The organism is Mycobacterium malmoense (assembly GCF_019645855.1).
In the GTDB taxonomy this organism is placed as follows: Bacteria; Actinomycetota; Actinomycetes; order Mycobacteriales; family Mycobacteriaceae; genus Mycobacterium; species Mycobacterium malmoense.
On sequence record NZ_CP080999.1, the window covers coordinates 1,696,679 to 1,719,563 of the forward strand.

The following is a 22,885-nucleotide window of genomic DNA, read 5'->3' on the forward strand; positions in this document are numbered from 1 at the left end:
ATGACCGGGTCGGCGCCGTAGGATTCCTGCTATGACGCGGCAGCACAGCAGATCATGGATCCGGGGCGCAGCGCCACGGTCAGCCGCGCCGATGACGGTCGACATCACGCGGCTCGGGCGGCGCCCGGGAGCGATGGTCACCCTCCGTGACACCGTGCCCAGCCCGTCGCGCATCGGACTGCAGATGATCGCGATCGACCGGGGCGCCCCGCTGGAACTGGACTTGCGGGTCGAGTCGGTGTCCGAAGGGGTGTTGGTGACCGGGACGGTGGCCGCGCCCACCGTCGGCGAATGCGCCCGTTGCCTGATCGAGGTCAACGGGCGCGTGCAAGTCGGGTTGACCGAGCTGTTCGCGTACCCGGACAGCGCGACCGAGGCGACCACCGAGGACGACGAGGTCGGTCACATCGTCAACGACACCATCGACCTCGAGCAGCCGATCATCGACGCCGTCGCGCTGGACCTGCCGTTCTCGCCGGTGTGCCGGCCGGATTGCCCGGGGTTGTGCCCGGAGTGCGGCGTTCGGCTCGCCGCCGAGCCCGGCCATCACCATGACCGCATCGATCCGCGGTGGGCTAAGTTGGCCGAGATGCTCGATCCTAGGCCCGACACGTCGCGGGGTAAGTGGTGACCTCGCGGCAACTTCTGTTGGATGCGCTCGGCGTCGACCTGCCTGAGGAGCTGCTCTCGCTGGCGCTGACGCACCGCAGCTACGCCTACGAACACGGCGGGTTGCCGACCAACGAGCGCCTGGAATTCCTGGGCGACGCCGTCCTGGGCCTGACCATCACCGACGAGCTTTATCATCGTCATCCCGACCGTTCCGAGGGCGACCTGGCCAAACTGCGGGCCAGCGTGGTCAACACCCAGGCGTTGGCCGACGTCGCGCGCAACCTCTCCGACGAGGGGCTCGGCGTTTACCTGTTGCTGGGGCGGGGCGAGGAGAACACCGGCGGGGCCGACAAGTCCAGCATCCTGGCCGACGGCATGGAATCGCTGCTGGGCGCCATCTATCTGCAGCATGGAATCGACACGGCGCGCGAGGTGATCCTGCGGCTGTTCGGCGCGCTGCTGGACGCCGCGCCCACGCTGGGAGCCGGGCTGGACTGGAAGACCAGCCTGCAGGAGCTGACGGCCGCGCGCGGCATGGGCGCGCCGTCCTACGTGCTCACCTCCACCGGACCGGACCACGACAAGGAATTCACCGCGGTGGTCGTCGTGATGGACACCGAATACGGGTCGGGCGTGGGCCGCTCCAAGAAAGAGGCCGAGCAGAAGGCCGCGTCAGCGGCGTGGAAGACGCTGGAAGCCCTGGAAGTGCTGGACACCGCGGGAAAAACGTCCGTCTAGATGCCCGAACTGCCCGAAGTCGAGGTGGTGCGCCGCGGCTTGCAGGCCCATGTGGTGGGCAAGACGATCACGGCGGTCCGGGTGCATCATCCGCGCGCGGTGCGCCGGCACGAGGCCGGGCCCGCCGACCTGACCGCCCGGCTGCTCGGCGCGCGGATCACCGCGACCGATCGGCGCGGCAAGTACCTGTGGCTGCTGCTCGACGGCGATACCGCGCTCGTCGTTCACCTCGGCATGAGCGGGCAGATGCTGCTGGGTGCCGTCCCGCGCGCCGACCACGTCCGCATTTCCGCCCTGCTCGACGACGGCACCGTGCTGAGCTTCGCCGACCAGCGCACCTTCGGCGGGTGGCTGCTCGCCGATCTGGTGACCGTGGACGGCAGCGTGGTGCCTCTGCCCGTCGCCCACTTGGCGCGCGACCCGCTGGACCCCCGGTTCGACGCCGGCGCGGTGGTAAAGGTGTTGCGGCGCAAGCACTCCGAGCTGAAGCGCCAGCTGCTGGACCAGACCGTCGTCTCCGGCATCGGCAACATCTACGCCGATGAGGCGCTGTGGCGGGCCAAGGTGCACGGCGCGCGGATCGCCGCCACGCTGAGCCGCCGCCGGCTGACCGCCGTCCTGGACGCCGCCGCCGACGTGATGCGCGACGCGCTGGCCAAGGGCGGGACCTCGTTCGACTCGCTGTATGTCAACGTCAACGGCGAGTCGGGCTACTTCGACCGATCGCTGGACGCCTACGGCCGCGACGGCGAAGGCTGCCGGCGCTGCGGCGCGGTGATGCGCCGGGAAAAGTTCATGAACCGCTCGTCGTTCTACTGCCCGCGCTGCCAGCGGCGGCCCTAGCTTTTTTTGCGCCGAGCGTGCGTGTTTGCACACGACACGCCGGCGCAGCGTGTCATTCTGCGCACGCTCGTGGGGTCTCTGAGGGTCAGTCTGGGGGTCAAGTAGAAAGAAAGGCATGACGCAACTGTGGGTGGAACGCACCGGATCGCGCCGCTATACGGGGCATAGCTCTCGCGGCGCGCAGGTGCTCGTCGGCTCCGAGGACGTCGACGGGGTGTTCACCCCCGGCGAGCTGCTCAAGATCGCACTCGCCGCATGCAGCGGCATGTCCACCGACGAGCCGCTGGCCCGCCGCCTCGGCGACGACTACCGGGCGGTGGTCAGGGTGTCCGGCGCCGCCGACCGCGAGCAGGAGCGCTATCCGCTGCTCGAGGAGACCCTCGAGGTCGACCTATCCGGATTGTCCGAGGACGAGAAGCAACGCGTGCTGGTCGTCGTCAACCGTGCCGTCGACCTGGTCTGCACCGTGGGGCGCACGCTGAAGTCCGGCACCGCCGTCGACTTCGAGGTCGTCTCCGAGACAAACCATGCCGGAGCCTGACGTCCGGCTGACCGCCTGGGTGCACGGCGCGGTCCAAGGCGTTGGTTTTCGCTGGTGGACCCGCTGCCGGGCGCTCGAGCTGGGTCTCACCGGGTACGCCGCCAACCGGGCCGACGGCCGCGTGCTGGTGGTGGCGCAGGGACCACGCGAGGCCGGCGAGAAACTGCTGGAGCTGCTGCGGGGCGGCGGCGCCTCGTGGCCTGCCAGGCCGGGCCGCGTCGACAACGTCGTCGCCGACTTTTCGCCGGCAGCGGAGAGCTTCACCGGCTTCGTCGAGCGCTGAAACGGCGGTTTGCCGGCGGCCGGGCAGCGCCCGTCTCGCCGAGCGTCACGCTGGCGTGGCGTCGAGCGCTCACTGCCACGCCAGCGTGACGCTCGCGGGAGCCGCGACGCCAACCGCCCCGCCTTCCAGTGACTCGTGAGGCCGCTGTGGCCAGTGCGTCGACCCGCGGGCGACCGGCACATTTCGGGTGACCCGACACCACGCGGGGAGCGTGGGCCCGGCAATTTGAGCGGTAGTCTGGCACGCCATGTACCTCAAGAGTCTGACGCTGAAGGGCTTCAAGTCCTTCGCCTCGCCGACGACTCTGCGCTTCGAGCCGGGCATCACAGCCGTCGTCGGGCCCAACGGTTCCGGCAAGTCCAACGTCGTCGACGCCCTGGCGTGGGTCATGGGCGAGCAGGGAGCAAAGACGCTGCGCGGCGGAAAGATGGAAGACGTCATCTTCGCCGGCACCTCGTCGCGGGCCCCGCTGGGCCGCGCCGAGGTCACCGTCACCATCGACAACTCCGACAACGCGCTGCCGATCGAGTACGCCGAGGTGTCGATCACGCGGCGGATGTTCCGCGACGGCGCCAGCGAATACGAAATCAACGGCGCCAGTTGCCGTTTGATGGATATCCAGGAGCTGCTGAGCGACTCCGGCATCGGCCGCGAGATGCACGTCATCGTGGGGCAGGGCAAGCTCGACCAGATCTTGCAGTCGCGGCCCGAGGATCGCCGCACGTTCATCGAGGAAGCCGCCGGGGTGCTCAAGCACCGCAAGCGTAAGGAGAAGGCGCTCCGCAAACTCGATGCGATGTCGGCGAACCTGGCCCGGCTCACCGACCTGACCACCGAGCTGCGCCGCCAGCTCAAGCCGCTCGGGCGTCAGGCCGAAATGGCGCAGCGGGCCGCAAAAATCCAGGCCGACCTGCGCGACGCCCGGTTGCGGCTGGCCGCCGACGACCTGGTCGGCCGGCAAACCGAGCGCGACGCCATCTTCGAGGCCGAGGCCACCCTGCGCCGCGAGCACGACGAGGCCGCATCGCGCCTGGCCGTGGCGTCCGAGGAGTTGGCCGCGCACGAGGCGGCGCTCGCCGAGCTCTCGGTTCGCGCCGAGTCGGTGCAGCACACCTGGTTCGGGCTGTCCGCCCTGGCCGAGCGCGTGGCCGCCACAGTGCGCATCGCCACCGAACGCGCCGCCCATCTCGACGTGGAGCCGGTGGCAACAAGCGACACCGACCCCAGAAAACCCGAGGAGCTGGAGGCCGAGGCCGAACGGGTGGCGATCACCGAGCAGTGCCTGCTGGCGGAGCTGGCCGCCGCGCGCAGCGGGCTGGATGCGGCCCGCGCCGAGCTGGCCGAGCGCGAACGCGAGGCCGCCGAGACCGACCGGGCCCACCTGGCGGCGGTCCGGGCGGAGGCGGACCGCCGCGAGGGTTTGGCGCGGCTGGCCGGCCAGGTGGAGACCATGCGGGCGCGCGTCGAATCGATCGACGACAGCGTGGCGCGGCTGTCCGAACGCATCGAGCAGGCCGCTGTCCGCGCGCAGCAGACCAAGGCCGAGTTCGAAACCGTGCAGGCACGCGTCGGTGAGCTGGACCAGGGCGAGATGGGCCTGGACGAGCACCACGAGCGGACCGTGGCCGCGCTGCGGCTGGCCGACGAACGCGTCGCCGAACTGCAGGCCGCCGAACGAAACGCCGAACGCCAGGTGGCGTCGCTGCGGGCGCGCATCGACGCGCTCTCGGTGGGGCTCGAGCGCAAGAACGGCGCGGCCTGGCTTGCGCAAAACCACACCGGCACTGGGCTTTTCGGCCCGATCGCCAAGCTGGTCAAGGTTCGGTCCGGCTACGAGGCGGCGCTGGCCGCGGTGCTCGGGTCGGCGGCCGACGCGCTGGCCGCCGAAAGCTTCGGCGCCGCCCGTTCCGCGGTCGCCGCGCTCAAGGCGGCCGACGGGGGCCGCGCGGCCCTCGTCCTGGGCGACTGGCCGGCCCCGGAAGACGCCGCACCCGCGGCCGCCGAGCTGCCCGTTGGCGCCCGGTGGGCGCTCGACCTGGTCGAGGCCCCACCCCGGCTGCGCGGCGCGATGACCGCGATGTTGTCGGGCGTCGCGGTGGTCGACAACCTGGGCGAAGCGCTGGACCTGGTGGCGACCCGCCCCCGGTTGCGTGCGGTCACGCTCGACGGTGACCTGGTGGGCGCGGGCTGGGTGAGCGGGGGTTCGGACCGCAAGCTGTCCACGCTGGAGCTCAGCTCGGAGATCGACAAGGCCGGCGGTGAGCTGGCCGCCGCGGAAGCGCAGGTCGCGCAGCTGACCGCCGCGCTGTCCGGCGCGCTGGCCGAGCAGGCCGCCCGCCAGGATTCCGCCGAGCAGGCGCTGGCTGCCCTCAACGAATCCGACACCGCCATCTCCGCGATGTACGAGCAGCTGGGCCGGCTCGGGCAGGAGGCCCGCGCGGCCAAAGAGGAGTGGAGCGTGCTGCTGCGGCAGCGCGAGGAGCTGGAAGCCGGGCGCGCGCGGACCGTCGAAGAGGTCACCGAGCTCGAAACCCGGCTGCGCAACGCCCAGGAGACCCAGCATGTGCAGGCGGCGGAGCCGGTCGACCGGCAGCGGATCGCCGCCGCCGCCGAAAGCGCCCGCGGCGCCGAGGTGGAGGCCCGGCTGGCGGTGCGGACCGCCGAGGAGCGCGCCGACGCCGTGCGCGGGCGGGCGGACTCGCTGCGCCGCGCGGCGGCCGCCGCGCGGGAAGCCCGGCTGCGGGCGCAGCAGGCGCGCGCGGCGCGGCTGCGCGCGGCCGCCGTGGCCGCGGCGGTGGCCGACGCCGGGCGGCTGCTGGCGCGGCGGTTGGATCGGGTGGTTGAGGCGGCGTCGGCAATCCGCGACGCGCTGGTCGCCGAACGCCGGGAACGGTCGGCGGCGATGGCGGCGGTGCGCGACGAGGTGAACGCGCTGGGCGCCCGGGTGGCCGCGCTGACCGATTCGCTGCATCGCGACGAGGTGGCCAACGCCCAGGCGGCGTTGCGCATCGAGCAGCTCGAGCAGATGGCGCTCGAGCAGTTCGGCATGGCGCCGGCCGACCTGATCGCCGAGTACGGTCCGCAGGTGCCGCTCCCGCCGACGGAGCTCGAAATCGCCGAGTTCGAGCAGGCCCGGGAACGTGGCGAGCAGGTGATCGCGCCCGCCCCGATGCCGTATGACCGCCCCACCCAGGAGCGCCGCGCCAAACGCGCCGAGCGCGAGCTGGCGGAGCTGGGCAGGGTCAATCCGTTGGCGTTGGAGGAGTTCGCTGCGCTGGAGGAGCGCTACAACTATCTGTCCACCCAGCTCGAGGACGTCAAGGCCGCCCGCAAGGATCTGCTCGACGTCATCGCCGACGTCGATGCCCGCATCCTGCAGGTGTTCACCGACGCATTTGCCGACGTGGAACGCGAATTCGCCGACGTGTTCACGACGCTGTTCCCCGGCGGGGAGGGCCGGCTGCTGCTGACCGACCCCGACGACATGCTCGCCACCGGCATCGAGGTCCAGGCCCGTCCACCCGGCAAGAAGGTCACCCGGCTGTCTTTGCTGTCCGGCGGTGAGAAGGCGCTGACGGCGGTGGCGATGCTGGTGGCGATCTTCCGGGCCCGCCCGTCGCCGTTCTACATCATGGACGAGGTGGAGGCCGCCCTCGACGACACGAACCTGCGCCGGCTGATCGGCCTGTTCGAACAGCTGCGGGCCAAGTCGCAGATCATCATCATCACGCACCAGAAGCCGACGATGGAGGTCGCCGACGCGCTGTACGGCGTGACCATGCAGGGCGACGGCATCACCGCGGTAATCTCGCAGCGGATGCGCGGCCAGCAGGTGGAGCAGCTGGTTTCGAGCTCTACCTAGACGTCCGAGACGTCCGAGAGCGCTCGAATGTGAACTGACGGCTTTCGTCGTGCACTGAGGGCGGGATTTTGGCGATTGCTCCGCCCAGGAAGCACGCCCGAATCCCGGGATACACACTCAATGCCACGACGCGCACTCACTGCCCCCTAAACGCCGGCTAACCCGCGGCTGGAAGGATTGTCGGCGTGTCACAAGGTCTTTGGATCGCCATCGCGGTCGTCGCGGTTCTGGTCGTCATTGCCGCGCTGGTTTTTGGCCTGGTCCGCTACCGCCGGCGGAAGATCAGCCTGGCCCGGCCGCAACGCGACGCCATCGACCGCTCCGGCGGCTACACCGCGTCCTCGGGCATCACGTTCACCCAGGGCGTCGACACCAGTGGGCTGCCCGCGGTGGGTGACGACGCGACCGTTCCCCGGGACGCCCCGCGGCGCACGATCTCCGACGTCGAACTCCCGGAACCCGAGCCGCCCGCACCGGAGGCCCGCGAAATCGAGGCCATCGCGCCGCCCGAGGGCCGGCTGGAGCGGCTGCGCGGGCGGCTGGCCAGGTCGCAGAACGCGTTCGGGCGCAGCGTGCTGGGCCTGCTCGGCGGCGGCGACCTGGACGAAGAGTCCTGGCAGGACGTCGAGGACACCCTGCTGGTCGCCGACCTGGGCCCGGTGGTCACCGAGTCGGTGATCTCGCAGCTGCGCAGCCGGCTGGCCGGCGGCAACGTGCGCACCGAGGCCGACGCGAAGGCCGTGCTCCGCGACGTGCTGATCAACGAGCTGCGACCGGACATGGACCGCTCGATCCGCGCCCTACCGCACGACGACCATCCCTCGGTGCTGCTGGTCGTCGGCGTCAACGGCACCGGCAAAACCACCACCGTCGGCAAGCTGGCGCGGGTCTTGGTGGCCGACGGGCGGCGCGTCGTGCTGGGTGCGGCCGACACCTTCCGGGCCGCGGCGGCCGATCAGCTGCAGACCTGGGCCTCCAGGGTGGGCGCCGAGGTGGTGCGCGGGGCCGAAGGCGCCGACCCGGCCTCGGTCGCGTTCGACGCCGTCGACGAGGGCATCGTCTCCGGCGCCGACGTCGTGGTCATCGACACCGCCGGGCGGCTGCACACCAAGGTCGGGCTGATGGACGAACTCGACAAGGTCAAGCGCGTGGTGAGCCGCCGGGCGTCTGTTGATGAGGTGCTGCTGGTGCTCGACGCCACCATCGGGCAGAACGGGCTGGCCCAGGCCCGGGTGTTCGCCGACGTCGTCGACATCACCGGCGCGGTGCTGACCAAGCTGGACGGAACGGCCAAGGGCGGCATCGTTTTCCGCGTCCAGCAGGAGCTCGGGGTGCCGGTGAAACTGGTCGGGCTCGGCGAAGGCCCCGACGATCTGGCGCCCTTCGAGCCCGCCGCGTTCGTGGACGCCCTGCTCGGCTGAATCCCTTACACGGCGAGTGGGACGTTAATCCCACCGAAACACGGCGGCCCCACTGCCGAAACAACCATTGCGCATGGTTCTGGATCAGGTCATCAGACGCATGTCTGACGGCCAGTTGTGGGCCGACCGGAGGTGATAGCGAGTGACATTCCCCATACTGGGCCAGCCAGACACCGGCGATACCGCTTGGATGCTGGCCAGTTCCGCGCTGGTGCTGTTGATGACGCCGGGTCTGGCGTTCTTCTACGGCGGCATGGTGCGCGCCAGGAGCGTGCTGAACATGCTCATGATGAGCATCAGCGCGATGGGCGTGGTGACGGTGCTGTGGGTGCTCTACGGCTACTCGATCGCCTTCGGCGACGACGTCGGCAATGTCATGGGCAAACCCACCGACTACTGGGGCCTGAAGGGCCTCATCGGCGTCAACGCCGTGGCCGCCGATCCGAGCAAGGGCGTTTCGGCGGTGGATATTCCGCTGGCCGGCACCCTGCCCGCCACCGTGTTCGTGGCATTCCAGCTGATGTTCGCGATCATCACGGTCGCGCTGATCTCGGGGGCCGTGTCCGACCGGCTGAAGTTCGGCGCCTGGCTGGTGTTCGCCGGGCTGTGGGCGACGTTCGTCTACTTCCCCGTCGCGCACTGGGTTTTCGCGTTCGACGGCTTCGCGTCCGAGCACGGCGGCTGGATCGCCAACAAGCTGCACGCGATCGACTTCGCCGGCGGCACCGCGGTCCACATCAATTCCGGTGTGGCCGGCCTGGCGCTGGCGATCGTGTTGGGCAAGCGCCGCGGCTGGCCCACGACGCTCTTCCGGCCGCACAACCTGCCGTTCGTGATGCTCGGCGCGGGATTGCTGTGGTTCGGCTGGTACGGGTTCAATGCCGGTTCGGCGACCAGCTCCAACGGAGTCGCCGCGTCGACGTTCATCACCACCACGGTCGCGACGGCCACGGCCATGCTCGCGTGGCTGCTCACCGAGCGCATCCGCGACGGCAAGGCGACGACGCTGGGAGCGGCGTCGGGCATCGTGGCCGGACTGGTCGCCATCACACCGTCCTGCTCGTCGGTCAACGTGTTGGGCGCCTTGATCGTCGGCTTCGTGGCCGGCGTGGTGTGCGCGCTGGCGGTCGGGCTGAAATTCCGGCTCGGCTTCGACGACTCGCTCGACGTGGTCGGGGTGCACCTGGTCGGCGGTCTGGCCGGCACGTTGCTGGTGGGTCTGCTCGCCGCCCCGGAGAGCCCAGCCATCAACGGCGTGGCCGGGGTATCCAAGGGATTGTTCTACGGCGGTGGCTGGGCACAGCTGGAGCGGCAAGCGGTCGGCGCGTTCGCCGTTCTCTTCTACTCCGGCATCGTCACACTGATCCTGGCCTTGATCCTGAAATACACCATCGGGCTGCGCCTCAGTCCCGAGGCGGAAGCCTCCGGCATCGACGAGGCCGAACACGCCGAGAGCGGTTATGATTTCGCAGTGGTCACCGGATCGGTTCTCCCACCCCGGGTCACTGTGGAGGACACCGTCAACGGCCTGGAGCGCGCCGACGAGAAAGTTGAGGCGGAGCAGAAATGAAGCTGATCACCGCGATCGTGAAGCCGTTCACCCTCGATGACGTCAAGACCAGCCTGGAGGAGGCCGGCGTCCTGGGGATGACGGTCAGCGAAATCCAGGGCTACGGACGGCAAAAGGGCCACACCGAGGTTTACCGGGGCGCCGAGTACTCGGTCGATTTCGTGCCGAAGGTCCGCATCGAGGTCGTCGTCGACGACTCCATCGTCGACAAGGTCGTGGACAGCATCGTCCGGGCCGCGCGCACCGGCAAGATCGGTGACGGCAAGGTCTGGGTCAGTCCCGTGGAAACCATTGTGCGAGTGCGCACCGGCGAACGCGGAACCGATGCCCTATAGAAACTAGCGACAGATTGCCGATCCAACCCCGTCGGGCCGGGAGGGCATGAAACCGAACCGGCCCGACCCGTCCGGGGACATAACGGGGACAGGAAGCGCCTGCGCGGCAAGCGATTTAGCTGCCGCGCGGCGCAAACTGTTGTCGGATGGTGTTGGATTGCATGCGGCCGAGCTGCGCCACGCGTGGCTGGACCTGCACGAGTCGTGGTTGACCGCCAAGGCGGGCCAGATCGGTATCAACGACGACAGCGGCTTCGCGATCGCCGGGATCGGCGGTCTGGGCCGCCACGAGCTGCTGCCGTACTCCGACCTGGATCTAATGTTGTTGCACGACAACAAGTCTGCGGATGTGCTGCAGCGGGTCGCCGACAAGCTGTGGTATCCGCTGTGGGACGCCAACGTTCGGCTTGACCACAGCGTGCGAACCGTCTCCGAAGCGCTCGGCGTCGCCAATACCGACCTGGTGGCCGCCCTGGGCATGTTGGACGCCCGCCACATCGCCGGCGACGCGCGGCTGTCCGAGGAGCTGATCGCCGGCGCAAGAAGGCAGTGGCGCAGCGCAATTCGTTCCCGCATGGACGAGCTGGTCGACATGACGCACGCCCGCTGGCAACGTTGCGGCCGGATCTCGCAACGAGCCGAGCCGGATCTGAAATCGGGCCGCGGCGGCCTTCGCGATGTGCAATTGCTTGACGCGCTGGGGGTCGCCCAGCTGATCGACCGCCACGGCATGGGCCGCCCGGAAACACCGGGGGGTTCGCTGGACGACGCCTACCTGACGCTGCTCGACGTGCGCACCGAGCTGCACCGGGTGTCCGGCCGCGGACGCGATCAGCTGCTGGCCCAGTTCGCCGACGAGATCAGCGCCGCCTTGCACGTCGGCGACCGATTCGACTTGGCGCGCAAGCTTTCCGACGCCGGCCGCACCATCGGTTACCACGCCGAGACGGGGCTGCGGACCGCCCAAAACGCGCTGCCGCGCCGTGGCGTGTCGGCCTTGGTGCGGCGGCCGAAGCGCCGGCCGCTGGACGAGGGCGTCGTCGAGTATGCCGGGGAAATCGTGCTCGCCCGCGACGCTTCGCCCGAGACCGACGCCGGTCTGGTGCTGCGAGTGGCCGCCGCGTCGGCCGACACCGGATTGCCGATCGGCGCCGCCACGCTGAGCCGCCTGGCCGCCGGCCCACCCGAGATGCCAACCCCCTGGCCGCGAGAGGCATTGGACGACCTTCTGGTTGTACTCAGTGCCGGTCCCACCGCGGTGGCGACGATCGAAGCGCTCGACCGCACCGGGCTATGGGGTCGGTTGTTGCCGGAATGGGACGCGATTCGCGACCTTCCGCCCCGCGACGTCGCGCACAAGTGGACGGTGGACCGTCATGTGGTCGAGACCGCCGTCAACGCGGCACCCCTGTCCACGCGGGTGGCACGGCCCGATCTGCTTGCGCTCGGCGCGTTGCTGCACGACATCGGCAAGGGCAGGGGCGTCGATCACAGTGTGCTCGGCGCCGAGATGGCCCTCGAAATCGGTGCCAGGATTGGGGTTTCGCCCGCGGACGTCGAGCTCTTGTCGAAGCTGGTCCGCCACCACCTGCTGCTGCCGATCGTGGCCACCCGAAGCGACCTGAACGACCCGAAAACCATTCAGGGCGTATCGGAGGCTCTGGGTGGCGATCCGCTCTTGCTCGAGGTGTTGCACGCGCTGACCGAGGCCGACTCGAACGCCACCGGTCCCGGGGTGTGGAGCGAATGGAAGGCCTCCCTGATCGAGGACCTGGTGCGTCGCTGCCGGATGGTGATGGCCGGCGAGCCCCTGCCGCGGGCGAATCCGGCTACGCCCCACTACCTTTCGCTGGCCGCCGACCACGGTGTGCACGTGGAGATCACGCCGGGTGACAGCGCGCGCACGTATCACGTGGTGATGGTGGCCCCGGACCGGCGGGGGTTGACGTCGAAAGCCGCCGCCGTGCTGGCGCTGAACTCGCTGGGAGTCCATTCGGCGACCGTGAACAGCCACGAGGGCGTCGCGATCACCGAATTCGTGGTATCGCCGCACTTCGGTTCCCCGGCGGCGGCCGATCTGCTGCGTCAGCAATTCGTCGGCGCCCTCGCCGGCGACATCGACGTGCTGGCCATGCTGGAGAAGCGTGACAGCGAGGTCGCCAGCTCGGCGTCGGCTCGGGCGGGGGAGGTGCTGGCGGGGGTCCCCGTGACGCGCTCGACCGCCCCGCCGCGCATCGTGTGGCTCGATACCGCCGCCGAAGGCCAGCTGGTCGTGGAGGTGCGCGCCATGGATCGGCCCGGCTTGCTCGCGCTGCTGACCCGCGCGCTGGAGAACGCGGGCGCCGACATCGTCTGGGCGAAGGTCAACACGTTCGGATCGACCGCAGCCGATGTGTTCTGCATCGTGTTGCCGACCGGAGCCCCGGACGCGCAAGCGGCGGTGGAGAAGCACCTGCTGGCCGTGTTGGGCGCCCCGGCGACAGAGGGCTGATCCTTTCGGTGCGGCAGGCGGCAGGTTCTTAGTTGTCGACCCGCACGTCGATGATGCGGATGCGGCACACACGGCGCTGGTTCGTAACTTCTACCGTAACAAAGGTTTTCAGGACATGGACGAGGGGATCAACCGCATGTATATCAGCATCAAGACCATCCGGCAGCACCTGTAGCGCCTCGGGACGGCGGTCCCGCGCGCCATTGTTGGGCGGCGCGGCATTACCGGAGGTGGCGACCGCCGAGCAGTACGCGTGCGATCACCCGCACGTCCAAGATATTGTCAACTCCGCCAATGGTATTTGGTTCGGTTGGCTCAAGACGTAAAGCCCGGGTGTGCTGATTTTCGTAGTGCGCATGGTCAGCCACTTGTGGATTTCCCAGTCACGAGTGCTCGGAATTCAATTGCCGCAACGCCTCGATGCGGGCCTGGATCTGTTCGCGGGTCGCGGCGGCGATCGGTGGGCCTCCGCAGCGGCGGCGAAGTTCGCTGTGGATCCAGCCGTGCGGCTTGCCGGTGCGGTGATGGGTTAGCGACACCAGCGTGTTGAGCTCGCGGCGCAGCTCACGCAGCTGACCATGCATCGATGGCGGCGCCCCCGCAGCGGAAGCGGCCCGCCTCTGCAGCTGCTCGTCCTGGCGGCGGTGCAGCAGGGCACGCATCTGGTCGGCGTCGAGCAAGCCGGGGATGCCCAGGTAGTCGGCCTCCTCGTCGCTTCCGGCCGGAGCGGCGGTGCCGAACGAGGACCCGTCAAAAATGACCTGATCCAGTTCGGCGTCGGCGCCCAACGACGTGAAACCCTTGTCCGTTTCCGTCTTTTCGGTCTGCGTCCGGACGGCGGGATCGCCGTCGAGGGGATCGTCGGCCTCCCGGTGCGGCTGCCCGAGCACGTGGTTGCGCTGCGCCTCCAACTCGCTCGCCAGCTGCAGCAGGTTGGGCACCGACGGCACGAAGATGCTCGCGGTCTCGCCCGGTCGACGGGACCGCACGAACCGGCCGATGGCCTGCGCGAAGAACAGCGGCGTCGAGGCGCTGGTGGCGTAGATCCCGACCGAAAGGCGGGGCACGTCAACGCCTTCGGAGACCATGCGCACCGCGACCAGCCACCTGCTGGTGCCTTCGGCGAACTCGGTGATGCGGGCCGACGATCCCGGGTCGTCGGAGAGCACGACCGTCGGCGCCTCCGAGGTCATCCTCGTCAGCAGGGCGGCGTACGCGCGGGCGGCGGTGCGGTCCGATGCGATGATCATGCCGCCGGCGTCGGGCACGTGCGTCCGCTTGTGACGCAGCCGCTCGTCGGCGGCCGCGATCACCGCGGGCATCCATTCGCCGGCGGGATCCAGCGCCGTGCGCCACGCCCGCGCGGTCTGCTCGGCGGACAGCGGCTCGCCCAGCCGTGCCGCATGCTCTTCGCCGGCGCTGTCGCGCCAGCGCGCCTGCCCGGAGTAGGCGAGGAACACCACCGGCCGGACCACGCCGTCGGTAAGCGCCTCGGCATAGCCGTAGGTGTGGTCGGCCTGCGAGCGCAGCACCCCGTCGGCGCCGGATGTGTAGGTGACGAACGGGATTGGGCTGTCGTCGCTGCGAAAAGGGGTGCCCGTCAAGGCAAGTCGGCGCGTGGCGTCGCCGAAGGCTTCGCGGATGGCCTCGCCCCAGGTCTTGGCGTCGCCGCCGTGGTGGATCTCGTCGAAGACGACCAAGGTCTTGCGCTGCTCGGTGCGCACCCGGTGCAGCGTCGGATGGGAGGCGACCTGGGCGTAGGTGACCATCACGCCGTGATACTCCGGCGAGGTCTGCGGGCTGGTATTGGAGAATCTCGGGTCCAGGGCGAGGCCGTGCCGCCCAGCGGCCTGCGCCCACTGCACCTTCAGGTGCTCGGTGGGCACCACGACGGTGATCTGCTCGACGGCACGCTGGCCGAGCAACTCGCCGGCCACCCGCAGCGCGAACGTCGTTTTGCCCGACCCCGGGGTGGCGACGGCCAGGAAATCGCGCGGCTGGGCGGCCAGGTACTTCACCAGTGCCCTGCGCTGCCAGCCCCGCAACGGGGGGGCGCCGTCCGCGTGGCTGGCCGGCTGCATCGACACGTCCCCCGTAGATGGTCTGCCGCGCGTGGCGGTTCTGACAGTGCTGACGCCGCGTTCGTTCCGTTACGCCGGCGCTCACGATACGGCGCGGTTCGGCGGCGGCTGTGAAATCTAGCATGGCAACGCTTTTCGACGCAGCAGCGACATGAATCTGGTTATCGCGCTTGGCTCACCAGGTCGCGGGTTTGCAGCCACTCGTGGATTCGTCCGGCGACGTCGGCCCATCCCGGTTCGAGCATCATGTTGTGCCCCATGGGAAAGAATTCCGGTTCGGTCCCGTAGGCGCGCGCCGTGGCGCGGACGTCGGCCACGCTGACAAACCCGTCGTGCTCGGCGCCCAGCACCAGCATCGGGGTCCTCACCCGCCGGGTTCGGACGCGGCGGACCATCGGATCGGTCATGGCCGCGCGAATGCTCTCGGCTCCAGTGCGTTGCATGCAGGATTCGACGATGGCCTCGGGCGTGTCGGCGCAGAAGAGGTATTCGCGGGCCAGCACCGGGGTGGCGAGGAACTTCAGCAGCGTGCGGTCGGTCCATGCTTCCATGGTCATCGACGGTCGGCGGCGCCAGACTCGCAATGCCAATCTGAGCACGCCCCGAGGTGGCACGGAGCCCACCAGCACCGCGGCCGGGGCGCTGCGCTGTTCGAGGTAGCGCTGGATCACGAAGCCGCCCAGGGAATGGCCGATCAGCACCGGGCCGCCACCCAGGTCGTCGGCCACCGAACAGACGTCGTCGATGTAGTCGGCGATGGAAACCGTGTGCAACGGCTTCGCCGTGGGGCTGGTGCCGTGCCCGCGCAGGCTCACCGCGACCGCGCGGTATCCCGCATCCGCGAAGAAGTCCAGGAAGTGGTCGTCCCAGCACCACGCGCCATGCCAGCCGCCGTGCACGAACAGCAGCGGCACCGGATGCGCGTCCGTGCAGGACCCCTTGTCGATCACCTCGAGCATGAGCTGACCCCTTAAAGCGGCGCCCCTTAGTCGGCGAGCGTAACGCCACCGCGAAAAATCTGGCCGCGAATCGCAGTGGCGTTACATTCGTGGCGCCGCTGCGCCCCGCGGCGCGGGCCGACCGATCACCATTAGGCTGGCGGCGTGTTTGAATCGCTGTCCGACCGGTTGACCGGTGCCCTACAGGGGCTGCGCGGCAAGGGTCGACTGACCGACGCCGACATCGAGGCCACCACCCGCGAAATCCGGCTCGCGCTGCTGGAGGCCGACGTTTCGCTGCCCGTCGTGCGGGCGTTTGTGCACCGGATCAAGGAACGCGCCCGGGGGGCCGAGGTTTCCGGTGCCCTCAACCCGGCGCAGCAGGTCGTCAAGATCGTCAACGAAGAGCTCATCGGCATCCTGGGCGGACAGACCCGCCGGCTCGCCTTCGCCAAGACGCCGCCGACCGTGATCATGCTCGCCGGCCTGCAGGGCTCCGGTAAGACGACGCTGGCCGGCAAGTTGGCCGCGTGGCTTCGTGGCCAGGGGCACACGCCGCTGCTGGTGGCCTGCGACCTGCAGCGGCCGGCCGCGGTGAACCAGCTGCAAGTCGTCGGTGAGCGCGCCGGGGTGCCGGTGTTCGCGCCGCACCCCGGGGAGTCGCCCGAGTCCGGCCCCGGTGACCCGGTCGCCGTCGCCGCCCAAGGGCTCGCCGAGGCCCGCGCCAAGCACTTCGACGTCGTCATCGTCGACACCGCCGGGCGGCTGGGCATCGACGACGAGCTGATGTCCCAGGCCGCGGCCATCCGGGACGCCATCCACCCCGACGAGGTGCTCTTCGTCCTCGACGCGATGATCGGCCAGGACGCCGTGGCCACCGCCGAGGCGTTCCGCGAGGGCGTTGGCTTCACCGGCGTGGTGCTGACCAAGCTCGACGGCGACGCCCGCGGCGGTGCCGCGCTGTCGGTCCGCGAGGTGACCGGCGTCCCCATCCTTTTCGCCTCCACCGGCGAGAAGCTGGAGGACTTCGACGTCTTCCACCCCGACCGGATGGCCAGCCGCATCCTGGGCATGGGCGACGTGCTGAGCCTGATCGAACAGGCCGAGCAGGTCTTCGACGCCGAGCGGGCCGAGGCCGCCGCGGCCAAGATCGGCACCGGCGAGCTGACCCTGGAGGATTTCCTGGAGCAGATGCTCGCCATCCGCAAGATGGGCCCGATCGGCAACCTGCTGGGCATGCTGCCCGGCGCCGGCCAGATGAAGGAGGCGCTGGCCCAGGTCGACGACAGCCAACTCGACCGGTTGCAGGCCATCATCCGCGGGATGACGCCGCAAGAGCGGGCCGACCCAAAGATCATCAACGCCTCGCGGCGGCTGCGGATCGCCAACGGCTCGGGGGTGACGGTGTCGGAGGTCAACCAGCTGGTCGACCGCTTCTTCGAGGCCCGCAAGATGATGTCGTCGATGCTCGGCGGCATGGGCATCCCGGGCATGGGCCGCAGGTCGGCGACGCGCAAGGCCAAGGGCAGCAAGGGCAAGAAGGGCAAGAAGCGCGGCCCCACGCCGCCGAAGGTCAGGAGCCCACTCGGCGCGGGCATGCCGGGCATGCCGAACATGCCGGCCGGGTTCCCCGACCTGTCGCAGATGCCCGACGGCCTCAACGAGCTGCCGCCCGCGCTGGCCGACTTCGACCTGTCCAAGCTGAAGTTCCCGGGCAACCCGGGCAAGAAGTCGTGACGATCGCGAGCGCGGCGGAGCCGGGCGAAGCGGGTCGTCACCGGCAGAAGTAGCCGCCCGTGCGGATGCACGTGCAGGGTCGCGGGCTACCCGACGAGACCGAGATCGAGCTGTGGATCGTCGACGGCCGCATCAGCACCGAACCGGTCGCCGGGGCCGACACCGTTTTCGGGGCCTCTGGAGGCGGCTGGATCCTGCCCGGCCTGGTCGACGCGCACTGCCACGTCGGGCTCGGCCACCACGGCGAAATCCCGCTCGACGAGGCGATCGCCCAGGCCGAGACCGAACGCGACGTCGGCGCGCTGCTGCTGCGCGACTGCGGCGCACCGACCGACACCCGCAGCCTCGACGACCGCGACGACCTGCCCCGCCTCATCCGGGCCGGCAAGCACCTGGCCCGACCCAAGCGCTACCAGGCCGGCTTCTCCGTCGAACTCGACGACGAATCCCAGCTGCCGGCCGCGGTGGCCGAGGAGGCCGGGCGCGGCGACGGCTGGGTCAAGCTCGTCGGCGACTGGATCGACCGCGGCGTCGGCGACCTCGCCCCGCTCTGGTCCGACGACGTCCTCAAGGCCGCCATCGACACCGCACACGCCCACGGCGCCCGCGTCACCGCCCACGTCTTCGGCGAGGACGCGCTGCCCGGCCTGATCAACGCCGGCATCGACTGCATCGAACACGGCACCGGGCTCACCGACGACACCATCGCCCTGATGCTCGAGCACGGAACCGCGCTGGTCCCCACCCTGATCAACGTCGTCGACAACTTCCCCGGCATCGCCGAGGCCGCCGTGCGCTATCCGGCCTACGCCGCCCACATGCGTGACCTGTACGCCCGCTGCCCCGGGCGGGTCGCGGCGGCGCTGGATGCGGGCGTGCCGGTGTACGCGGGCAGCGACGCCGGCACCATGGTGGCGCACGGCCGGATCGCCGACGAGGTCGAGGCCCTCAAGGGCGTCGGGATGAGCCCGACCGACGCGTTGGGCGCGGCGTGCTGGGATGCGCGGCGCTGGCTGGGCCGGCCCGGTCTCGATCACGGGGCATCGGCCGACCTGGTGTGCTACGCGCGGGATCCGCGGCTGGGCCCCGCCGTGCTGAACCGGCCCGATCTGGTGATGCTGCGCGGCAAGACGTTTCGGCCGACGGGCTGGGCGGGCGCGGCGTCGTGATGGCGGATAGGATCGCTTGAATGGCGTTGGCCAGCGGCGCGACCTTCGCCGGTTACACGGTCGCGCGGAGGCTGGGTTCTGGGGCGACGGGTGATGTCTACCTCGTCCAGGACCCGCGTTCGTCGCGCTGGCTGGCGTTGAAGGTACTTTCGCCGCCGCTGTCGACGGACCGTGACTTCCGTCGGCGATTTCGGGTGGAAACCCCGATCGCGACGAACCTTTATTACCCGCACATCGTCGCCGTGCACGACCGCGGCGAGTTCGAAGACCAGCCCTACATCGTGATGGAGTACGTCGAGGGCATCACCGCCGTGCGGCTCATGGCCGATCGCTTCCCGGCGGTTTCGCCGGCCGGCGAGGCGCTTGCCATCCTGACCGACATCGCCGGGGCCCTTGACTACGCCCACCAGCGCGGGCTGCTGCATCGCGATGTCAAGCCCGCCAACATCTTGTTGACGGACCAGGGAAGGGGCGAACAGCGAATCCTGTTGGCCGACTTCGGGATAGCCCCGCCTGCCGGCACGGTCGCCTATGCGGCGCCCGAACAGTTGATGGGCGCCGACACCGACGGGCGCGCCGACCAATACGCCTTGGCGGCCACCGTGTTTCACCTCCTGACCGGTGCGCCGCCGGTTGAGCACTCCGACCCGGCCGCCGCGCTGCGCCAGCTCCTCGACGACGCGCCGCCGAGGCTCAGCGACCAGCGCCCGGAGCTGGCGCGCCTCGACGGCGTGTTCGCGGCGGCGCTCGCCAAAAGACCCGCCGACCGGTTCGGGACCTGTAGTGAGTTCGCCGAAGCGGCAAACGAACAGGCGGGCGTCTCGACCGGTGATCGCAGCCCCGAGGCCGTGCTGGTGGCCGAATATCCCGCGTACGCCCGGCCCGGGATCGACGACGTCGACCACATCGAGTCGGCCGCCAAAGCCCAACCCGCCGTGCGGAATCCGGAAACCCTGCGGCCTGCGGCCGGGGCACTGGCCCGTCGCCTCGACGACTTCTCCACGACGCCCCGAGAGCCCGCGCCGGGAAGGCGCCTGCCGGGCAACATCGTGGTGGGCGCCGCGGCGGCGGTGCTGTTCGCCGGGCTGCTCGCCGTCGGCTTCGTCGCCGGCCGCAAGACCGACACGACCGCCGCCCCCGCCGCCCGCCCGACGACGAGCGCGTCGGCCGCCCCGACCGCTAGCACCCCGGCCGCCGCGCCCGTCCCGCTCGACGGCACCTACCGCCTCGAGATCCAGCGGACAAAGCAGACATTCGACTACACGCCCGACCCCCAACCACCCGACGTGACCACCTGGTGGGCCTTCCGCTCGTCATGCACGCCGGGCTCGTGCACGGCCGTCGGCGTGCTGCTCGACGACGGCGATCACACACAGGCGAAGTCATCCGACGGCGAGCCCGTCGTCTTGGACTTCCGCGACGGTCGCTGGCTGGCCCGGCCGGAAAAGGCAACGTTCCCGTGCATCGGGCTGGACGGCGTGCAGGCGACGCACGCCACCACGCAGGTGCTGTCGCTGCGGCCGCAGCCGCGGGGCGAGTTCGCGGGCGAAATGACGGTCACCGTGCAAAGCAACGAGTGCGTCCAGCAGGGAGCCGTGCTCCGCGCGCCCGCGGTGGCCATCCGCGACGGCGACGTGCCGCCGGGCGTGACGGTGCCCGACCCGGCCGTGATCCCCGAGAGCCCCACGGCGCCGTCGGGACCCCATCGCTGATCTGATTATCCTCGCTTGACCAGGGCTGATTCCTTCGCCGAAAGAAAGATTGCGAGCGCTTACTATCTATGCTACGGTTCTCGGCAACGCAACCACCTGGAGGAACCGTGACCTACGACGTGATCATTCGCGACGGGCTGTGGTTCGACGGCACCGGCGGTGCCCCGCAAACCCGCACGCTCGGCATCCGCGACGGCGTGGTGGCCACCGCGTCGGGCGAACCGTTGGACGAGACCGGGTGCCTCGAGGTGATCGACGCGGCCGGCAAGTGGGTCCTGCCCGGCTTCATCGACGTGCACACCCACTACGACGCCGAGGTGTTGCTGGACCCGGGTCTGCAGGAGTCGGTGCGCCACGGCGTCACCACGGTGCTGCTGGGCAACTGCTCGCTCTCGACGGTCTACGCGGAGGCCGAGGACGCCGCCGATCTGTTCAGCCGGGTCGAGGCGGTGCCGCGCGAATACGTCTACGGCGCATTGGATTCCGCCAAGACGTGGTCGACGGCCGCGGAATACGTCGAGGCGATCGACGCCCTGCCGCTCGGGCCGAATGTTGGCTCGCTGCTTGGCCATTCGGACCTGCGCACGGCCGTGCTGGGGCTCGACCGCGCCACCGACCCCGCCGTCAAGCCCACCGACGCCGAACTGGGGAAGATGACGGCGCTGCTCGGCGAGGCGCTCGACGCCGGGATGCTCGGCATGTCGGGCATGGACGCGGCCATCGACAAGCTCGACGGCGACCGCTTTCGGTCGCGCGCCCTGCCGTCCACCTTCGCGACCTGGCGGGAGCGGCGCAGGCTGATCGGCGTCCTGCGCAAGCGCGGCCGGCTGCTGCAGAGCGCGCCCGACGTCGAGAACCCCGCGTCGGCGCTGATGTTCTTCCTGACCGGCAGCCGGATCTTCGGGCGCGGCAAGGGAGTTCGGATGAGCATGCTGGTCTCGGCCGATGCCAAGTCGATGCCGTTCGCCGTGCACACGTTCGGGTTTGGCACCCGCCTGCTCAACGCCGTCCTCGGCTCGAGCGTGCGGTTCCAGCACCTGCCGGTCCCGTTCGAGCTGTACTCCGACGGAATCGACCTGCCGGTCTTCGAGGAGTTCGGCGCCGGAACGGCGGCCCTGCACCTGCGCGACCAGCTGGAGCGCAACGAGCTGCTGGCCGACAAGGAATACCGCCGGCGGTTCCGGCGTGAGTTCGACCGCCGCAAGCTCGGGCCGTCGCTGTGGCACCGGGATTTCCACGACGCGGTGATCGTCGAATGTCCCGATAAGTCGTTGATCGGCAAGAGCTTTGGTGCGATCGCCGTCGAGCGCGGACTGCACCCGCTCGACGCGTTCCTCGACGTGCTCGTCGAAAACGGTGAGCGCAACGTGCGGTGGACGACCACCGTCGCCAACCACCGGCCCAAGCAGCTCAACAAGCTCGCCGCCGAGCCGAGCATCCACATGGGCTTCTCCGACGCCGGCGCGCACCTGCGCAACATGGCCTTCTACAACTTCCCGCTAAGGCTGCTCAAGCGCACCCGCGACGCCCACCGGGCCGGCGCGCCGTTCCTGTCCACGCAGCGGGCGGTGCATCGCCTGACCGGCGAGCTGGCGGAGTGGTTCGGCATCGACGCCGGCACCCTGCGCGAGGGCGACCGGGCGGACTTCGTCGTGATCGACCCGGCTGGCCTGAACGACTCGGTGGACGGCTATTACGAGGAGGCGGTGCCGTTCTACGGCGGCCTGCGGCGCATGGTCAACCGCAACGATGACGCCGTGGTCGCGACCGGTGTGGGCGGCGCCGTCGTCTTCGGCGCAGGTCGGTTCCGCGAGGGTTACGGCCGGACCGTGAAGTCGGGCCGCTACCTGCGGGCCGGTCAGCGGCGGGCCGCCCCGAGCGTCGTGAAAGTCGGGGCCTGACATGGCCAGGACCCAGCAGCAGCGTCGCGAAGAGACCGTCGGGCGGCTCCTCGACGCCTGCATCGCCACCATCGTCGAGGTCGGCTACGCCCGGGCGTCGGCCGCCGTGATCACCAAGCGTGCGGGGGTGTCCGTCGGTGCCCTGTTCCGCCACTTCGACACCATGGGCGACTTCATGGCGGCGACGGCGTCCGAGGTGCTGCGCCGGCAGGTGGAGTCGTTCACCAAGCAGGTTGCCGAAATACCGGCCGACCGGCCCGCGCTGGAGGCGACGCTGACCATCCTGCGGGACGTCACCAGCAGCCCCACCAACGCGGTGCTGTACGAACTGATGATCGCCGCCCGCACCGACGAGAAGCTCAACGCCCACCTGCGCGACGTCCTCGCGCAGTACACCGCGAAGATTCTCGACGCCGCGCGTGCGCTGCCCGACGCGGAAAGCTTGCCGGAAGAGACGTTTCCGGTTCTGGTGGCATTGCTGACGAACGTCTTCGACGGCGCGGCAATTGTGCGAGGGGTGCTGCCAGAACCGGATATCGAGGAGGAGCGGATTGCGCTGCTGTCCGCGTTGATCACCGGGATGCTGCCCAAAGGGTAGGTGTGCCGAGCAGACGCAGAATCGCACGCGGGGGACCCGCGCAGTGCGATTCC

Annotated in this window: 18 protein-coding genes; 15 read left to right on the top strand and 3 right to left on the bottom strand. The window is 69.9% G+C overall.

All coding sequences use genetic code 11. From position 1 onward, the window contains the following. Positions 1-31 precede the first annotated feature (31 nt). From K3U93_RS07865 to K3U93_RS07910, 10 genes are all read left to right on the top strand, one after another. Positions 32-631, top strand: coding sequence for a YceD family protein (locus tag K3U93_RS07865; RefSeq protein WP_176219914.1), 600 nt, complete (start codon positions 32-34; stop codon positions 629-631). Continuing rightward, on the top strand, positions 625-1,350 hold the full coding sequence (rnc, locus tag K3U93_RS07870; RefSeq protein WP_139796824.1) for a ribonuclease III: 726 nt from the start codon (positions 625-627) through the stop codon (positions 1,348-1,350). The genes K3U93_RS07865 and rnc overlap by 7 nt, the downstream gene beginning before the upstream one ends. Continuing rightward, the gene (gene mutM / locus K3U93_RS07875) at positions 1,351-2,193 is read left to right on the top strand and encodes a DNA-formamidopyrimidine glycosylase (RefSeq protein ID WP_083009956.1); all 843 of its coding nucleotides are present in this window, start codon (positions 1,351-1,353) and stop codon (positions 2,191-2,193) included. Between the two features lie 115 nt (positions 2,194-2,308). Further along, positions 2,309-2,734: an OsmC family protein gene (locus tag K3U93_RS07880; protein ID WP_083009957.1), complete on the top strand. Its 426-nt coding sequence runs from the start codon at positions 2,309-2,311 to the stop codon at positions 2,732-2,734. Beyond that, the gene (locus K3U93_RS07885) at positions 2,721-3,017 is read left to right on the top strand and encodes an acylphosphatase (RefSeq protein ID WP_083009958.1); all 297 of its coding nucleotides are present in this window, start codon (positions 2,721-2,723) and stop codon (positions 3,015-3,017) included. The genes K3U93_RS07880 and K3U93_RS07885 overlap by 14 nt, the downstream gene beginning before the upstream one ends. 247 nt (positions 3,018-3,264) lie before the next feature. Further along, positions 3,265-6,879 (top strand): chromosome segregation protein SMC, encoded by a 3,615-nt coding sequence (smc, locus tag K3U93_RS07890; protein WP_083009959.1) that lies wholly within the window; start codon positions 3,265-3,267, stop codon positions 6,877-6,879. 185 nt (positions 6,880-7,064) lie between these two features. Beyond that, positions 7,065-8,300, top strand: a complete 1,236-nt coding sequence (gene ftsY / locus K3U93_RS07895; RefSeq protein ID WP_083009960.1) for a signal recognition particle-docking protein FtsY — start codon at positions 7,065-7,067, stop codon at positions 8,298-8,300. A gap of 190 nt (positions 8,301-8,490) precedes the next feature. Beyond that, positions 8,491-9,870, top strand: coding sequence for an ammonium transporter (locus K3U93_RS07900; protein ID WP_083009961.1), 1,380 nt, complete (start codon positions 8,491-8,493; stop codon positions 9,868-9,870). Beyond that, a complete protein-coding gene (gene glnB, locus K3U93_RS07905; protein ID WP_071509002.1) occupies positions 9,867-10,205 on the top strand; it encodes a nitrogen regulatory protein P-II in 339 nt (112 codons plus the stop codon). Before K3U93_RS07900 ends, glnB begins: the two co-directional genes overlap by 4 nt. A gap of 46 nt (positions 10,206-10,251) precedes the next feature. Beyond that, positions 10,252-12,696, top strand: coding sequence for a [protein-PII] uridylyltransferase (locus K3U93_RS07910; RefSeq protein WP_083009962.1), 2,445 nt, complete (start codon positions 10,252-10,254; stop codon positions 12,694-12,696). A gap of 28 nt (positions 12,697-12,724) precedes the next feature. On the opposite strand, the gene K3U93_RS07915 is transcribed toward K3U93_RS07910, so the two are convergent. The 3 genes from K3U93_RS07915 to K3U93_RS07925 all read right to left on the bottom strand — a co-directional run bounded on the left by K3U93_RS07915 (position 12,725) and on the right by K3U93_RS07925 (position 15,736). Beyond that, on the bottom strand, positions 12,725-12,865 hold the full coding sequence (locus K3U93_RS07915; protein ID WP_220688600.1) for a hypothetical protein: 141 nt from the start codon (positions 12,863-12,865) through the stop codon (positions 12,725-12,727). Between the two features lie 214 nt (positions 12,866-13,079). Further along, positions 13,080-14,777 carry a DEAD/DEAH box helicase gene (locus tag K3U93_RS07920; RefSeq protein ID WP_083009963.1) on the bottom strand — a complete coding sequence of 566 codons (1,698 nt, stop codon included), beginning with the start codon at positions 14,775-14,777 and terminating at the stop codon, positions 13,080-13,082. A gap of 161 nt (positions 14,778-14,938) precedes the next feature. Then, entirely contained in the window at positions 14,939-15,736 is a 798-nt protein-coding gene (locus tag K3U93_RS07925) for an alpha/beta hydrolase (RefSeq protein WP_083009964.1), read from the bottom strand. Between the two features lie 144 nt (positions 15,737-15,880). On the opposite strand from K3U93_RS07925, the gene ffh reads away from it, so the two are divergent. The 5 genes from ffh (at position 15,881) to K3U93_RS07950 (ending at position 22,832) form a co-directional block, all read left to right on the top strand. Then, a complete protein-coding gene (gene ffh, locus K3U93_RS07930; RefSeq protein WP_071508999.1) occupies positions 15,881-17,452 on the top strand; it encodes a signal recognition particle protein in 1,572 nt (523 codons plus the stop codon). Between the two features lie 65 nt (positions 17,453-17,517). Beyond that, complete coding sequence (locus tag K3U93_RS07935) at positions 17,518-18,621, top strand: metal-dependent hydrolase family protein (RefSeq protein ID WP_139796838.1); 1,104 nt, start codon at positions 17,518-17,520, stop codon at positions 18,619-18,621. Positions 18,622-18,641: 20 nt separating this feature from the next. Continuing rightward, on the top strand, positions 18,642-20,333 hold the full coding sequence (locus tag K3U93_RS07940) for a serine/threonine-protein kinase (RefSeq protein ID WP_083009965.1): 1,692 nt from the start codon (positions 18,642-18,644) through the stop codon (positions 20,331-20,333). A 68-nt stretch (positions 20,334-20,401) separates the two neighbouring features. Then, positions 20,402-22,234, top strand: a complete 1,833-nt coding sequence (locus K3U93_RS07945) for an N-acyl-D-amino-acid deacylase family protein (protein WP_071510311.1) — start codon at positions 20,402-20,404, stop codon at positions 22,232-22,234. Between the two features lies 1 nt (position 22,235). Beyond that, positions 22,236-22,832 carry a TetR/AcrR family transcriptional regulator gene (locus tag K3U93_RS07950; protein WP_071510310.1) on the top strand — a complete coding sequence of 199 codons (597 nt, stop codon included), beginning with the start codon at positions 22,236-22,238 and terminating at the stop codon, positions 22,830-22,832. The last annotated feature ends 53 nt before the right edge of the window (positions 22,833-22,885 follow it).

Coding starts and splice junctions, on each gene's coding strand:
- K3U93_RS07865 (WP_176219914.1), top strand. CDS start 32: ATGACGCGGCAGCACAGCAGATCATGGATCCGGGGCGCAGCGCCACGG.
- mutM (WP_083009956.1), top strand. CDS start 1,351: ATGCCCGAACTGCCCGAAGTCGAGGTGGTGCGCCGCGGCTTGCAGGCC.
- K3U93_RS07880 (WP_083009957.1), top strand. CDS start 2,309: ATGACGCAACTGTGGGTGGAACGCACCGGATCGCGCCGCTATACGGGG.
- K3U93_RS07885 (WP_083009958.1), top strand. CDS start 2,721: ATGCCGGAGCCTGACGTCCGGCTGACCGCCTGGGTGCACGGCGCGGTC.
- smc (WP_083009959.1), top strand. CDS start 3,265: ATGTACCTCAAGAGTCTGACGCTGAAGGGCTTCAAGTCCTTCGCCTCG.
- K3U93_RS07900 (WP_083009961.1), top strand. CDS start 8,491: ATGCTGGCCAGTTCCGCGCTGGTGCTGTTGATGACGCCGGGTCTGGCG.
- glnB (WP_071509002.1), top strand. CDS start 9,867: ATGAAGCTGATCACCGCGATCGTGAAGCCGTTCACCCTCGATGACGTC.
- K3U93_RS07910 (WP_083009962.1), top strand. CDS start 10,252: ATGAAACCGAACCGGCCCGACCCGTCCGGGGACATAACGGGGACAGGA.
- K3U93_RS07920 (WP_083009963.1), bottom strand. CDS start 14,777: ATGCAGCCGGCCAGCCACGCGGACGGCGCCCCCCCGTTGCGGGGCTGG.
- K3U93_RS07925 (WP_083009964.1), bottom strand. CDS start 15,736: ATGCTCGAGGTGATCGACAAGGGGTCCTGCACGGACGCGCATCCGGTG.
- K3U93_RS07935 (WP_139796838.1), top strand. CDS start 17,518: ATGCACGTGCAGGGTCGCGGGCTACCCGACGAGACCGAGATCGAGCTG.
- K3U93_RS07940 (WP_083009965.1), top strand. CDS start 18,642: ATGGCGTTGGCCAGCGGCGCGACCTTCGCCGGTTACACGGTCGCGCGG.
- K3U93_RS07945 (WP_071510311.1), top strand. CDS start 20,402: ATGCTACGGTTCTCGGCAACGCAACCACCTGGAGGAACCGTGACCTAC.
- K3U93_RS07950 (WP_071510310.1), top strand. CDS start 22,236: ATGGCCAGGACCCAGCAGCAGCGTCGCGAAGAGACCGTCGGGCGGCTC.